Origin of the sequence: Streptomyces sp. NPDC058257, assembly GCF_042881845.1 — a bacterium.
GTDB lineage: Bacteria > Actinomycetota > Actinomycetes > Streptomycetales > Streptomycetaceae > Streptomyces.
On record NZ_JBHVXJ010000006.1, the window covers coordinates 249,492 to 263,409 of the forward strand.

The 13,918-nt window shown below is 68.1% G+C and carries 14 protein-coding genes; 8 read left to right on the forward strand and 6 right to left on the reverse strand.

The annotated features are described in order from the left end of the window. Positions 1 to 17 precede the first annotated feature (17 nt). On the forward strand, positions 18 to 911 hold the full coding sequence (nrfD, locus tag ACFVXC_RS17815; protein ID WP_389906329.1) for an NrfD/PsrC family molybdoenzyme membrane anchor subunit: 894 nt from the start codon (positions 18 to 20) through the stop codon (positions 909 to 911). A 179-nt stretch (positions 912 to 1,090) separates the two neighbouring features. On the opposite strand, the gene ACFVXC_RS17820 is transcribed toward nrfD, so the two are convergent. Then, positions 1,091 to 1,393 carry a hypothetical protein gene (locus ACFVXC_RS17820; protein WP_389906331.1) on the reverse strand — a complete coding sequence of 101 codons (303 nt, stop codon included), beginning with the start codon at positions 1,391 to 1,393 and terminating at the stop codon, positions 1,091 to 1,093. Between the two features lie 109 nt (positions 1,394 to 1,502). Between ACFVXC_RS17820 and ACFVXC_RS17825 the strand changes: the two genes are divergently transcribed. Next, on the forward strand, positions 1,503 to 2,360 hold the full coding sequence (locus ACFVXC_RS17825) for a LysR family transcriptional regulator (RefSeq protein WP_389906332.1): 858 nt from the start codon (positions 1,503 to 1,505) through the stop codon (positions 2,358 to 2,360). Positions 2,361 to 2,853: 493 nt separating this feature from the next. Here the strand turns inward: ACFVXC_RS17825 and ACFVXC_RS17830 are convergent, their stop codons facing one another. Then, complete coding sequence (locus ACFVXC_RS17830) at positions 2,854 to 3,903, reverse strand: zinc-binding dehydrogenase (RefSeq protein ID WP_389906334.1); 1,050 nt, start codon at positions 3,901 to 3,903, stop codon at positions 2,854 to 2,856. A 92-nt stretch (positions 3,904 to 3,995) separates the two neighbouring features. Between ACFVXC_RS17830 and ACFVXC_RS17835 the strand changes: the two genes are divergently transcribed. After that, positions 3,996 to 4,553 (forward strand): TetR/AcrR family transcriptional regulator, encoded by a 558-nt coding sequence (locus ACFVXC_RS17835; protein ID WP_389906335.1) that lies wholly within the window; start codon positions 3,996 to 3,998, stop codon positions 4,551 to 4,553. 238 nt (positions 4,554 to 4,791) lie between these two features. Here ACFVXC_RS17835 and ACFVXC_RS17840 read toward each other — a convergent pair whose 3' ends face one another. After that, positions 4,792 to 5,751 carry a LysR family transcriptional regulator gene (locus ACFVXC_RS17840; protein WP_389906337.1) on the reverse strand — a complete coding sequence of 320 codons (960 nt, stop codon included), beginning with the start codon at positions 5,749 to 5,751 and terminating at the stop codon, positions 4,792 to 4,794. A 101-nt stretch (positions 5,752 to 5,852) separates the two neighbouring features. Here ACFVXC_RS17840 and ACFVXC_RS17845 point away from each other — a divergent pair, with 101 nt between their 5' ends. Together ACFVXC_RS17845 and ACFVXC_RS17850 are read left to right on the forward strand one after the other, a co-directional pair. Then, a complete protein-coding gene (locus tag ACFVXC_RS17845) occupies positions 5,853 to 6,692 on the forward strand; it encodes an alpha/beta fold hydrolase (RefSeq protein WP_389906339.1) in 840 nt (279 codons plus the stop codon). A gap of 373 nt (positions 6,693 to 7,065) precedes the next feature. Further along, entirely contained in the window at positions 7,066 to 7,515 is a 450-nt protein-coding gene (locus ACFVXC_RS17850; protein WP_389906340.1) for a spore-associated protein, read from the forward strand. Between the two features lie 448 nt (positions 7,516 to 7,963). Here the strand turns inward: ACFVXC_RS17850 and ACFVXC_RS17855 are convergent, their stop codons facing one another. Beyond that, the gene (locus ACFVXC_RS17855; RefSeq protein ID WP_389906341.1) at positions 7,964 to 8,203 is read right to left on the reverse strand and encodes a hypothetical protein; all 240 of its coding nucleotides are present in this window, start codon (positions 8,201 to 8,203) and stop codon (positions 7,964 to 7,966) included. 612 nt (positions 8,204 to 8,815) lie between these two features. Here ACFVXC_RS17855 and ACFVXC_RS17860 point away from each other — a divergent pair. Both ACFVXC_RS17860 and ACFVXC_RS17865 read left to right on the forward strand, forming a co-directional pair. Continuing rightward, positions 8,816 to 9,187 (forward strand): hypothetical protein, encoded by a 372-nt coding sequence (locus tag ACFVXC_RS17860; protein ID WP_389906343.1) that lies wholly within the window; start codon positions 8,816 to 8,818, stop codon positions 9,185 to 9,187. Between the two features lie 677 nt (positions 9,188 to 9,864). Beyond that, entirely contained in the window at positions 9,865 to 10,875 is a 1,011-nt protein-coding gene (locus ACFVXC_RS17865) for an aldo/keto reductase (RefSeq protein ID WP_389906344.1), read from the forward strand. A 159-nt stretch (positions 10,876 to 11,034) separates the two neighbouring features. On the opposite strand, the gene ACFVXC_RS17870 is transcribed toward ACFVXC_RS17865, so the two are convergent. Beyond that, positions 11,035 to 11,811, reverse strand: coding sequence for an SDR family NAD(P)-dependent oxidoreductase (locus ACFVXC_RS17870; protein WP_389906346.1), 777 nt, complete (start codon positions 11,809 to 11,811; stop codon positions 11,035 to 11,037). Positions 11,812 to 11,960: 149 nt separating this feature from the next. Beyond that, on the reverse strand, positions 11,961 to 12,719 hold the full coding sequence (locus ACFVXC_RS17875) for an SDR family NAD(P)-dependent oxidoreductase (protein ID WP_389906348.1): 759 nt from the start codon (positions 12,717 to 12,719) through the stop codon (positions 11,961 to 11,963). Positions 12,720 to 13,047: 328 nt separating this feature from the next. Here ACFVXC_RS17875 and ACFVXC_RS17880 point away from each other — a divergent pair, with 328 nt between their 5' ends. Continuing rightward, entirely contained in the window at positions 13,048 to 13,896 is an 849-nt protein-coding gene (locus ACFVXC_RS17880) for a helix-turn-helix transcriptional regulator (protein WP_389906350.1), read from the forward strand. The last annotated feature ends 22 nt before the right edge of the window (positions 13,897 to 13,918 follow it).

Consider the following 13,918-nt stretch of genomic DNA (forward strand, 5'->3'; position numbering starts at 1 on the left):
GACGCGCAGAGCAACTGATGGTGCCCCAGGCTGAGTTCGAGTCGTATTACGGCAGGCCGATCATCAAGCCGCCCTCCTGGGCGGCCCGCGACATCGCGGGCTACTTCTTCCTCGGCGGCCTTGCCGGGGCAGGCTCGGTGCTCGCCGCGGGCGCACACCTGACCGGACGCACCACCACCGCGACCGCGCTCAAGATGTCCTCGCTGGGCGCGGTGTCGCTGTCGGTCGCCGCGCTGGTCAACGACCTGGGCATGCCGAGCCGCTTCCCGAACATGCTGAGGGTCTTCAAGCCGACCTCTCCGATGAGCGTCGGCTCCTGGCTGCTCGGCGCCTACGGGCCCGCCGCGGGTGCGGCCGCGCTGACCGCCGCCACCGGCAGGCTGCGCGGAGTCGGAGCGGTGGCGACCGCTGCGGCAGCCCTGCTCGGGCCGGCCGTCGCCTCGTACACCGCCGTCCTCGCGGCGGACACCGCAGTTCCGGCCTGGCACGGTGCGCACCGCGAACTCCCCTATCTCTTCGCCGCGTCCGCGACGGCTGCCGCCTCGGGCATGGCGCTCGTTCTGGCGCCCCCTGCCGAGTCCGCGCCGGCCCGCTGTGCGGCGGTGCTGGCCGCGGGAGCGGAAACGGCAGTGACGAGGGCCGCCGAGCAGCGGCTGGGCATGGTGGCCGAGACCTGGCGCAGCGGCCGGGCCGGAGCCCTGCTGCGTAGCGCGAAATTGCTCACCGCGGCTGGCGCGGCCGGGGGAGCGCTGCTCGCAGGCCATAGCCGGACGGCCGGTGCGGTCAGCGGCCTGGCCCTGCTCGCCGGGTCGGCCTGCACCCGCTTCGGGATCTTCGCCGCCGGGGTGGCCTCGGCCGAGGACCCGAAATACACCGTGGTACCCCAGCGGGCATCGGCGCCCTGGCCGTGAGGACCGAACCGAGATCGGATACTCGGTGTTCTGCATCAGCTCCACGGTCCGGCGGGCGCTGTACTCGTCCAGGTCGAGTACAGCGCCCGCGCCCCCGCGCCGGGCGAACTCGAGCGCGGCGGCCCGCCCGATTCCGCTGCCGGGGCCGGTGACCAGACCGGCCTTGCCGGCGTAGCTGCTTACGCCAGCGGCTCGTGGTTGCCCCAGATCGCCTTGTACGGGTGGCGGCCCTGCCAGCGCTTGATGAGGTCGACTGCCCCAGGCATGGTGAAGGTCGCGTTCAGGGCATCGAGGTCGGTCAGGCGCAGTTGCAGGATGGCGCTGGCGATGGCCACCGGGGCGTGGTCGTCGCCCGGGACGCGGATGTGATGGCGGGCCGCGACCGACTCGACCAGACCGGATCCCGTCACGAGCTCCTCGAACTCCTTGAGGTACTGGTCCAGCTCACTCGCGGGAATCGGATTGTCGAACGCTACGATCATCGTGTGGTGAATCATGCCTCCAGAGAACAGGCATTCTTCGCGCCCGTCCAAGATCTATCCGTTCTCATTCAATGCCTGATGGGAATGGATCAGGCGATAGTCTTTGGGCATGGCTGAGCTGGAGACCCGCGAGCTGGAGTACTTCGTCGCCGTGGCCGAGGAACTGCACTTCGGTCGCGCCGCGGCCTGCCTTGCGATCGCGCAGCCGGCCCTGTCCAAAGCGATTCGGCGCCTGGAATCCCGGCTCGGAGTGAAGCTGCTGGAGCGCTCCAGCAGGCACGTCGCCCTTACCCCCGCCGGCGAAGCACTACTGCACCATGGCCGGCACGCACTGAACGCTGTCAGCGCGGCTGCCGAGAAGGCCCGCCGGGCCGGAGATCAGCAATCCCGCCTGCGCCTGGTGATCAAGCCCGGCGGCGACGCAAACCTGCTGTCCGGCATTCTGGCCGCCTACGCCGACCAGCCCGACGCCCGCCAGGTGGACATCCTCTTCGGCGGAGCCACCGACCGCGCCGATTACGTCCGCGATGGCCGCGCTGATGTCGCCCTGCTGTACGCGCCGTTCGACGACATGACCGGCCTGGACCACGAAACCCTGATGGTCGAAGGACGTGTCGCGATCCTGCCGCCGGACCACCGGCTCGCCGCTCGCTCGGAGGTCACTCTCGCCGACCTCGCCCAGGAAACACTGCCACGCTGGAAAGGCGTGCGCTGGACCGGAGCACCCGAGGCCGGGCCGGGGCCCGAGATCACGGACGCGGCCGAAGCCCTGCAAATGATCAGACTGGGACGCACCATCGCGATCTTGCCCCGCTCGCTGGCCCGCCCCATGCACCCCGACCTCGTCTACCGGCCCGTGACCGATGCCCCCAACAGTGAACTCGTCCTCGCGTGGTCGCAGGACGACCGCCGTCGCCTGGTCGCCTCCTTCATCACTGCCGCTGTAGATGCTGCGGGGACGACTTGAGACGGCGGATCTTCCGCGCCGTGCGGTCGGAAGCACGCGGGTTCGCGGATTCTCGTACGCCTTCCGGCACGAACCCGCGTGCTGGGTGGCCCTGATGGGCATTCAGCACGCGGGTTGGGTCGTGTGAGGAGTGGGAACCAATGGTCGCCGAGTTCGACGCGGACGCGGCGTGAGGGCTGGATAGCGGCCCGCCTCCGCACGACGTGGCCTCGTGCGGAGGGCACGGTTCAGGCGGACTCGCGGAGCAGGGGCGGGGCGCCCATCACGAGTCATGTGCTCGCTGCGCTCCTGGAGCCCCCGGGGCGGGCGTTGAATGTGCCTACCAGATGCGAGCCAACGCCGCGCCGAGGTCGGGCGGACGGCCAACCGGATGAAAAGCTCCCGAGCTGTCGCCACTCGCTACGGCAAGCGGGCCTGTGTCCTCCACGACACCGTCACTGTCACCGTCGCGGCGGTCCGCTGATGGCTCCGCCCGTGATCCGTCGGACGGAAGTCAGGGGCGCATGACGATCTTTCCCACGTGCCCCCTGCGGGAGAGTTCTTCCTGCGCCTGAGCGGCCTGGTCCAGCGAAAAGGTCGCGGCGATGACGGGCTGGACCTCTGCCCGACGAGCCAGGTCCATGAGCAGGTCGAAGTGCGTGGGCGTGTGCATCGCGGAACCGATGACCTGGGCGTTGTGCAGGTAGAGACGGCGCACATCAAAGGTCACGCCGTATCCACCGAGCGCGCCGGCGATGACCCACCGGCCCCCTTCGCGCAGCAGTGGCAGCCCCTCGCCGACCAGTTCGCCGGCCACGACGTCGAGTGCGACATCGATGCCCTCCGGTGCGGCGGCGCGGATTTGCTCGGTGGCGTCTCCTGCGCGGTCGATGACTTCGTGCGCGCCCGCTTCGCGAACCGCCTCGATCTTGGGCCCGCTGCTGATCGCGAGCACCCTTGCGCCGCGCGCACGGGCGATCTGCACCAGCGCGATGCCGACGCCGCCGGACGCTCCCGAGATCAGGGCGGTTTCCCCCTTGCGCAGGCGGCCTCGCTCGATCATGCCCAGCGCCGTGCCGTAGGCGGTCGGCAACGTCGCGAGCTGCTCGTCCGTGAGCGGAGATTCCGTCACGTCGTGCACACGCTTCACCGGTGCCGTCACGTACTCGGCGTATCCGCCATCGCGTTCGCTCCCCATCAGGCCCACGGGGTTGGCGTCCGGTCCTTCGGTGTCGTAGATCGCGGGGTCGACGACCACTCGGCGCCCTACGAGGTCCTCCCGTACGCCGGTCCCGACGGCCACGACCCGTCCGGCCACGTCGGCGCCCTGGATGCGCGGGAAGTCGATCGGGCCTCGCCAGCCCGAGAGTGCCTTCGCGTCGTCCGGGCGGCCGTAGGCGCCCTCCCGGGTCCACAGGTCGGTGTTGTTCAGCGCCACCGCGCTGACGCGGACCAGCACCTCCCCTGCCTGAGCGGCGGGGATGGCGACCTCCGTCAGCTCAAGGACCTCCGGTCCTCCGTGCCTGGTGATGCGCACCGCTCGCATGGAATCGGACATACCCATCGCCTTGAACCTCCTCCAGGTATACTGATCTGTGAACACCTTCCACCGTACACCGTCCTGTGAAGGGGCACCTCGTGCAGGAAACGCGCCCAATGACGCCGGCCGGGCACCGCATCGTGACGGCCGCCGAGGAGTTGTTCTACAACCGCGGCATCACAGCGGTCGGTGTGGATCTGATCGCCGAGCACTCAGGCGTGACCAAGCGGACCCTGTACAACCAGTTCGGTTCGAAAGATCACCTCGTGGCGGCCTATCTCACGGAACGCGACCGGCGCTGGCGGTCACTGGTTCGTGCCGCCGTTGACGCCGCCGACACCCCGGCCGAGGCCGTCACCGCTCCCTTCGATGCACTGCGGACCTGGAGCGAGACCAACACCCGCGGATGCGCCTTCATCAACGCGCTGGCGGAACTCCCGGACCCCTCACATCCTGCCTACCGCATCGCCGCGAACCAGAAGCTCTGGCTGCTGAACCTGTTCAAGGAACTCGCCGCCACAGCGGGCTGCTCGCACCCGGCCACCCTCGCCACCCAACTCCTCGTGCTGCACGAGGGTGCTGTCGCCACGCAGCCCCTCTCGCTCGACACCCTTCCCGAGAGCGCTGACCTGGCACGAGTCCTTGTTCAAGCCGACGCATCGCCCCGCCAGTAGAGCGCTTAGGGCCAGGTGTGGGCATATGGCCGGGCTGGGCGGCGCCCGGTGCCCTGCGATCGCAGGGCGGAGGATCGGCCTGGCGCGGGGGTACGAAGACAATTCCGACAGTTCTTCGTGGCCCAGTTGACGCAGGGAGCCCACTCGGCATCCGCCTGATCATGACGGGTGGCAGGCAGTTCCTCGATACGGGGCCTGAAAGCGATGCAGACGGCGTTCCTCGACGGGATGTCGATGGCTACGTACCCGTCGTGTGGTGTTCCGTCGCCTGCTTGGCCTTGGGCACACGGCCCAGTGTCGGCCGTAGGAGGGGTGTTTGGCGGGCGAGGAAGTCCCAGAGCCGGTCGGCGATGGGCCCGTGCGGTCGGTCGCGCCGGCGAGCTGCCGAGAGTTCCTCGACCACACCGGGGAAGTGGCGTCCGGCGATGGGAAGCAGCCTCCCGTCACGCAACTCGGTCTCGATCATGAACCGCGGAACGTGTCCCCACGCCATACCGTGCAAGATCAGTTCCTTCTTCATGAGGTGGTCCGGAACGGAGCTCAGGGGCGCGCCGTCGACCAGGAAATGACCTTGTTCGGAGGGATGCCGCGCCGAATCCCGGACCACGCACTGAGTGAATGTCTGCATCCGCTGCGGTGTGATCTCGGTGTCCGGAGGAAAGGGCAGAAATCCGGGCGCCACGACGGGCACCAGCGCGACGCGGCCGAGGTCGATCCACTCCATTCGCACGTCGCTTTTGGGGACGCGGTGCACGATGAGGTCGGCTTCGTCCTCCAGCAGTCGCTCCCAGGGGCCGGTGACCGACTCGAACTGCAGGTGCAGGCGTGTCTGCGGGCACTGCGCGAAGAAGCGGCTGAGCATCTCCAGCACTGGGGGAAGTGGGCACAGATCCCCGAGCACTACGCGCAGTTCGGCCTCTTCGCCCATCGCCAACTGTGAGGCGTAGGTCTGTAGTTCCTCGGCCTCGTGCAGCAAGAAGCGCACCTTGCGGTGGAAGGCGCGCCCCGCCTCGGTGAGCTGAACCCGATAGCCCGAGCGATCCAGCAGGTCCAGGCCCAGTCGGCGCTCCAGCTTGGCGACGGCTGCGAACACGGATGGGTGCGAGCGGTGCAGCCGCTCGGCGGCGGCCTGGAAGCCACCGTCGACCACAACGGCGTTGAAGCACTGCAGTTCGTGGAGCGTGAAGTCCGACATCATTGTCCACAGAGCGTACAGAGTTCGTTCGATCTTTGTAATAGCACTCTGTCGGGTGGTGTTCATAGGCTGAAGCGCATAGCCGCTAGAGCACTGGAGCTGACATGACTTCCCAGACCCGTAACGCCATCACCACCGGCGATGGCGTCCGCATCGCCTACCGTTTCGACGGTGATGAGAACAAGCCGGTGCTGCTGCTCTCGAACTCCATAGGTACCGACCTCCACATGTGGGATGGCCAGGTGCCGGCGCTGACCGAGCGCTTCCGGCTGCTGCGCTACGACGCGCGCGGCCACGGCGCCTCCGATGTCCCCAGCGGCCCCTACTCCCTGGACCGGCTGGGGCGCGATGTGGTGGAACTGCTGGATGCCCTGGGCCTGGAGCGGGTGCACGTGCTGGGCCTGTCTCTGGGCGGAATCGTCGCGCAGTGGATGGGGATCCACGTTCCGGAGCGTGTCGATCGCCTGGTGCTCTCCAATACCGCCGCCTCTCTCGGCCCGGCGAAGCAGTGGGATCAACCGATCGCCGAACTGTTGGAAGCCCCGGACATGCAGGTCACCGCGGAGCGGTTCCTGCACAACTGGTTCCCGGCCCGCATGCTGGAAGGCGACGACGAGGTCGTCGAGGGCTTTCGCCGCACCCTGCTCGCCACACGGCGCGAGGGCGTGGCCGGGAGCTGGGCCGCCGTGCGCGACTACGACCTGCGCCGCACGGCCACGCTCATCCACAACCCCACACTGGTGATCGCGGGCGAGTACGACACCGTCACATCCGCCGAGCACGGCAAGGAGCTCGCCGCGATCGTCCCCGGTGCGCGGTTCACCCTCCTGCCCACGGTGCACATGGCTAACGTGGAAGGGCAGGCGGAGTTCCTGGACGCTGTGGTGGGTTTCCTCTCCGATCAGGCCATCACCCTTGATCAAGATGGGGCTTGGGTCGGTTGAGCCGGTGTCCGCAAGCGCATGAGGAGTGCTCCCACGCTCAGATCATTGAGTACGTGATCGCCCTGCAATGCGGTGACGCTCCGGCACACCTTGTAGAGGTCGGCGTCAATGAGCTGGTGCCGCCTACCGACCCGATCTTGCGTGGCGACCCCTGACCGCGCTGTTGGCCTGGCGCAGGAGAGAGGGCCGGTTCGCCGTCCCGAGCGGCACTGTCCGGGTGCGATCGAGATCCTGCCGAGCCCACACCAGGGGGCACGGTTTTCGGACAATACGTCGACTCTCGGCCACACCGCAGAAGATAGGACAACCCTTCCTCCAGTGGGCGTGTCACACCTAGCAGGAAGAAACGCTTGAAGTGACACAAGGGGGAGATATGCGACTTAAGCGTGCCATGCTGTCCGTGGCTGGGGTGACTGCGCTGGTGGCCGGCTCCACAGCAGTCCTGACCTCACCGGCATCTGCGGCGGCGAACACCACCCCGCAGAAGGTCTGCGGAAACAGCTACAAGACCGTCAACTCCGCACCGGTGGGCTCGCTGGGTACCGTCTACCTGACGTACAACGCCTCCACCGGCCGCAACTGTGTGGCCACCATCCGCAGCACTCCCGGCAAGGCCGTGGACACGGCGACGTGGATCTACGTCAGCGACACCGACCAGGGAGCCTCTGACTCCGGCAACTACACGTCCTACGCCGGGCCGGCCACCGTCTACGGCAAGGGTCACTGCGTCGACTGGGGCGGCAACATCAAGAACGTTTACGTGTCCGTCTACGGCTCCAACTGTGCCGCGATGAAAGAGAAGCGGGTCACTTCCGTCCGCTGAGGCTTCAGGCCACCACGCCCACTGCGCGTGACAGCGCAGTGCTGGGCGGCGAGGGGCTGAGGAATCGATCAGGCATGAACGGGGGCTCCTCGTTGAGTGCAGCGGCGAGCTCCCTTTCGTGTGTCCCCTCACCTGTCCCAGTCGACATCCGCATGGGGGCGGGCTGAAGCGGAATCTGGGTGCTCCCAGCGTGCCGCTCGGTGTCGGCGCGATCCGATGCCTTCGTCAGGGACGGTAACGCTGGCGGGTCCGCGACCACAGACCGGTTGGGTGAAGCCCCGCCGCCTCCACTGCCGTAGCGACGAGACATGTGCGAGGACACGGCACCAAGGGGGAGCTCCGGCGTCCTCGTGCCACGGCCATCGTCGTTGAAGGCCATCAGAGGCGACATCACGGAACCTGCCGCGAAGCGTTCCAGTGCGTACGTCGTTGCGTGGGAAACTCAGGCCTAGTTGGCAGGCGGTGCAGGATTCAGGTCGGACAGACCGTCCAGCGAATCTGGCAGGCAGGCCGGCGCGTCTTGACCCACTTCATGGGTGTTGATCGAGTCCTCGACGGCTTCGTGCTGGCCTGCGGGGCAGCGGCCATCCTTCGCCGGAGCGGCTGCTTCGGCAGAGGCTGCGCCTGCACTGCCGACGACGGCCGTCGCGGCCACAGCAGCGGCACACACCGCGGTACGCATACGCATGAAACTCACTCCATGTGGGTTGATTGCACAGAGCTTCCAGGGCATAACGAACCCGTCCTGCGGGCCACACGAGCGATCCAGCCGGGGGACCCCCAGTCGGGTCAAGGGCGCGAGGCGGATCCCGTAAGCGAAGCCGCGATCGGGCCGGGCCTGAACCCTCCGCCTCCGAATACTGCCCGATTCACCTGATGTTGTGGCCCTCGGCGTGAAGCTGGGCGACGGCGGCGTCTGGTAGGGGGTGTTCCTCAGGATGGCGGCATACAGGGCCAGGGCGGGGCGGCTGTCGGGCGTGTCTTGAGCGTGCTGGTCGCAACGCCACGCGGTGATGGCCGCTACGGTCGGAGCGACCTCGCAGCTGTCCGAGGGCTGTGAATGCGCGTCGATGATGGGCCAGAAAGTCGATGATGGGCCAGATACTCGTTCGGCGTTCCTTCGCTCGGGGAGAGGGAGCAGCCCGGCAGCCCAGAGCGACTAATTCGTGGGACCGGTCTACCATCGCGTCTTGGCGTCGGCGGAACCCGTCGACCAGGCTTTCAGCGACCGCCTGGTCGAGGGGTTCCTGTACCGCGCGGATGTAGCGGATGTAGCTGATGCAGGGGAGATGGGGAGCAGATGACTCTGGAGGCAGGCCAACGGGTGGTGTTGGCAGCGGATACCCGACTGACTGATGCGGCCGAGGTGTCGGGGGTCGTCGTCGGGTTCCTGTCCCTGGCGGCGGGCACCGGCGGGACCGTCGAGGAGGTGGTCGGCCACCAGGAAGAGAGCGGCGAGGTGCGCGAGTACGAGCGGCTGAAGTCGCTGCTCGACGCCTTCGGGTGCGAGATGCCCACGGAGAGCAGGAGGCAGCTCGGAGAGAAGGTCGGCTCTCTGGAACCCGCCTGGACCGCCTTCCAGGAACGGGCGCCTCGCGTGAGTGTGCGGGTCCGCTTCGACAACGGGTTCATCCTCGAGGGGGCCGACGAGGACGTCTTCGTCCCTGCCTGAGGGCGCGTCGCGGGTCAGACCGTGGACGGGCGGTGGTGCTCGTGCCGGCGGGCCCACGGCTCGGCTGGGTTGCGCGGCGAAGGCGTGGGCTCGGCGGGCCTCCGCTCGGCCCGGGTGAGGGGGCGGATCGGCATGAGGGACGACGGCCCGCTGGTCTCCAACGTGCACAGGGGTTCACCACCGGGGATATCCGCGCGCCCGGCGCGAACCGTGAAGGGGGAGTCCTGCAACTGCGGAGAGGCATTCAAGTTCCGCCCTCGCCCCCGGGTTCAACTGCGGATACGGCGCATCGAAGCTGCGCGAACCGGTGCTTCCTTGGCTGAGATATCGGGACGCCCAGACGCACAAACACCGGCATAACAGGGGTGGGGGTGAACCGGGTAGGGGCGCCGTCGCGAGCGCCGTGATACTGCCGCCCGGACCAGCGGAATCTCTTAGTGATCGAGCGATGATCGGTCGTGGCGACGGACCCACGAGGGTGTTTGCCGTCGGAGGGGCTGAGTAGTGCCCCACGCGCTCGGCCGAGAATTGACAGTTTGTTACTCGCTACCATTGGGTTCTCTGGTACGTCTGGCCGAGACAGTCGAAACCTAGCAGGGCGTACATGCACCACGCCTCCGCATTCCGGACCGAGACGTATTGCGTTGGAGCGCACTCCAACTCCTAGGTTCGGCGGCATGCGATACGTCAAACTCGGAACGACCGGACTGGAAGTCTCCGCCATCACCCTCGGCTGCATGAGCTTCGGCGAGCCGGACCGGGGCGGCGAGCCCTGGTCACTGGGCGCGGACGCCAGCCGGGACATCATCAAGCAGGCCCTCGAGGGCGGCGTCAACTTCCTCGACACGGCCAATGGGTACAGCGCCGGAAGCAGCGAGGAGATCGTCGGCCAGGCGGTCAAGGACTTCACCCGGCGCGAGGAGGTTGTTCTCTCCACCAAGGTCTGGATGCGGATGCGCCCCGGCCCGAACGGCGCCGGGCTGTCCCGCAAGGCGATCTTCGCCGAGCTCGATGCCTCCCTGAAGAGACTGGGGACCGACTACATCGACCTGTACCAGATCCACCGCTGGGACTACGACACCCCGATCGAGGAAACCCTCGAGGCGCTGCACGACGCGGTCAAGTCCGGGAAGGTCCGCTATATCGGAGCCTCTTCCATGTACGCCTGGCAGTTCGCCAAGGCCCTGTACCTGGCTGACCTGAACGGCTGGACCCGGTTCGTGTCGATGCAGGACCACTACAACCTCATCCACCGAGAAGCAGAGCGGGAGATGCTCCCGCTCTGCGCCGACCAGGGCGTCGGCGTGATCCCGTGGAGCCCCCTGGCGCGGGGCAGGCTGACGCGGGTCCGGGACACCGCCACGGCGCGTGCCGAGACCGACGAGGGCGGCAAGATCCTCTACCGCGACGGGGATCAGGCAGTGGCCGAGCGCGTCCACGAGATCGCGGGCAAGCGAGGTCTGCCCCCGGCCCAGGTCGCCCTGGCCTGGGTCATGCGCAACCCGGCGGTGACCTCGCCCATCGTCGGGGTCACCAAGCCGGCCCAACTGGCCGACGCCCTCGCCGCGGTGGACGTCGCACTCGACGAAGACGAGGCCGCCTACTTGGAGGAGCCCTACCAGCCGCACGAGGTCGCCTACCTGGAGGAGTCCTTTTACAAGTCGCACCCTGTGGCGGGCTCCCGGTAGTCCGGGCTACCGCCGGGCCTTCGACGAGTCCTTGGCCTCGGCCTTCGCCTGACTATGCCGCTGCGCGACTCGGCACCCCCCGTTACGTCATCCGGTGGAAGCGCCGGCGACCAGGGCCTGCGGGCCGTGGTCGCCAGGTATGTGCTGTCTGATGCGTCGCTAGATCGCGGTGAATCCGCCGTCGGCGGCTACCACGGCTCCCGTGATGAAACTGGAGCGGGGCGAGACGAGGAAGCACAGGACCTCGGCGATCTCCTTGGGCTGCGCCACACGTCCCAGTGGTTGCGCGGCGGCGAAGGACGCCAGGTAGGCGCGGCTGTCGGGGCGGATCGTGTCGAGGAAGTCCGTCTCGATGACGCCCGCGGCCACGAGGTTGGCGCGGATGCCCAGCGGGCCGCCCTCGACGGCGAGCACCTTGGTCAGTTGGGCCAGAGCGCCCTTCGACGCACTGTAGGCGGCGCCTTCGGGCAGGGCCACGGTGGAGGCGTACGAGCCGGTGCTGACGATGGCGCCGCCGCCGCGGCTCTTCATGGCCCGGAATGCCTCGCGGGCGCAGAAGAAGGAGCCGCGGGCGTTGACCGCCATCACGGTGTCCCAGTCCTCGGCCGTGGTTTCGGTGACGGGCTTGTTCTGGGTGCGCCCGGCATTGTTCACGAGGATGTCCAGTCCGCCGAAGGCGTCCAGGGCCGTTGCCACCGCGCGGTGGGCGGTCTCCTCCTGGGTGATGTCACCTGTTGTCGTGAGGACGCCGGGAAACTGCTCCGCCAGGTTCGTGACGTCGGGGCGGAGGTCGAGGGCGACGACCCGGGCGCCGCGGGCGTGGAGGAGCGCCACGGTCTCCCGGCCCACCCCTCGCGCGGCTCCAGTGACGAGGGCGATCTTCCCAGCGAACTCGGTGGATTCGGATGTCGCAGCGGATGCGGTTGCAGGTGTCATGGTGCGGTCCCTGGAGAAGGCGAGTGTGAGTGCAGGCGGCGGTGCGGGGCACCTGATGTGCTGTTCAGCGGTGGGGTGCGCGGACCGGGTGGGCCGCGCCGTTGACGCATGCACGGCAGGCCCACGTGGCCGTCGTACGGCTGGGTTGTTCAGTGCGCGGTGAGCCCGCCGTCGATCACCAGCTCCGCGCCGGTGACGAACGAGGAGTCGTCGCAGGCCAGAAAGAGGATCGCGGGGGCGACCTCGTCGGCGCGGCCGGCTCGGAGCATGGGGGTGCGTTGGATGTCCGGCTGCTGGTCGCCTTGGTCGTCCAGGAGGTCCTGGATCATCGGCGTGGCGATCACTCCGGGATGCACCGAGTTGATCCGTACTCCCTGCCGGGCGTACTCGACCGCGGCGGTCTTGCTCAGCAGGCGTACGGCCCCCTTGGACGCCTGATAGGCCGCAGCCGCACCGCTTCCCACCAGGCCGAGTACGGACGACGTATTGATCACCGACGCGTTGCCGCTCGCACGCAGGAGCGGCATCGCCGCCTTCATGCCGAGCCATGTGCCTTTCTGGTTCACGTCGATGACGCGGTCCCACGCCTCTTCCCGCGTGTCCTCGATGCCCGGCCAGTCCACGATGCCGGCGAGGTTCACGAGTACGTCCAGCGTTCCGAACCGGTCGCGTACGACGGTGATCACTTCGTCCCACTCCCGCGCGGAGGAGACATCGAGGCGGGCAGCGATGACCTCCGCGCCGCGTGCCTCGATCCGGTGGGACAGCTCCCGCAGGGGGGCTTCGGCGATATCGGTGATCACTATCCGGGCGCCTTCGCTGGCGAAGAGTTCGGCGGTTGCTGCGCCGAGGCCGCCAGTCGCGCCCGTGATCAGCGCGACCTTGCCGTCAAGCCGTTGTCCTGTCATGGATGTGGTCCTTGATTCTCGTTGGTGTTGACTGACTGTTGTGTCGGAACTTCCTGGTCCGGCGGCGGAGCCCCCGGCGTCAGGGCGGTCACGGGCCCGGCCCTCTCTACGGCTGCTTCTGCTGCCGGTAGAGCACGTCGCCCACACCCCGACGACGTCGAACTGGTCGCCCTCAACGGCCCCGGCCATGGCGGACTCCTCTCCTCGAACGATGTGGTCCTGTCCGCTCCACCGAGTCTGGGCAGGTCACCGGCCATCAACTAGGACGCGTGCTGCCTGGGCATGCCACACCCAGGCAGCGCACCGAGCCCTCGCCTAGCGTGGACACATGGGCGACAACCACCTGGGAGACTTCCTGCGCGCACGCCGCGCCGACCTGCGGCCGGAAGACGTCGGCATGGCGAGTTACGGGCCCCGCAGGGTCGCCGGACTGCGCCGCGAGGAGGTCGCCGTCCTGGCCGGAGTCAACGCCGACTACTACACCCGCCTGGAACAAGGCCGCGAGCGCCACCCCTCACCCCAGGTGATCGACGCACTCAGTCGCGCACTGCACCTCGACACGGACGCCCGCGTGCACTTGTACCGACTGGCCGGGGCCACGCCGAACGACCGGCCCTCCGCCCATGCCGCGGAGGAGGTGAGTCCAGCGCTGCGACAGTTGATGGAGGGCTACCCGAACACTCCAGCGTTCGTCATGAACCGGACCCTGGACATCCTCGCCGCCAACGCCCAGGCCGAGGCCCTCTACGCCTCGTTCGATCCGGCGGACAACTTGGCCCGCATGACCTTCCTTGACCCGGCAGGCCGCAACTTCTACACGGACTGGGACCGGGCAGCACAGGCCACCGTCGCCAACCTCCGCGAGGCAACCGGATTCGACCCGGACAACCCACGGCTGCGCGAACTCGTTCGCACCCTCACCGAGGAAAACGCGGACTTCAACCGTCTCTGGAACGCCCACACCGTGCGTGGCAAGACCCAGGACGCCAAACACTTCCTCCACCCGGATGTCGGCCCCCTCACCCTCACCTACCAGGCTTTCGACGTACGCGACGCCCCGGGCCAGCAGCTCGTCATCTACCACGCCGAACCAAGCAGCCCCAGTGCCCAGTCCCTCGATCTGCTCGGTTCCCTCCACGCCACTCGCCGCCGGCCCGCCCCACGGTCCCACCGCTGATCAGCCGACGGAGTCCGGCGGC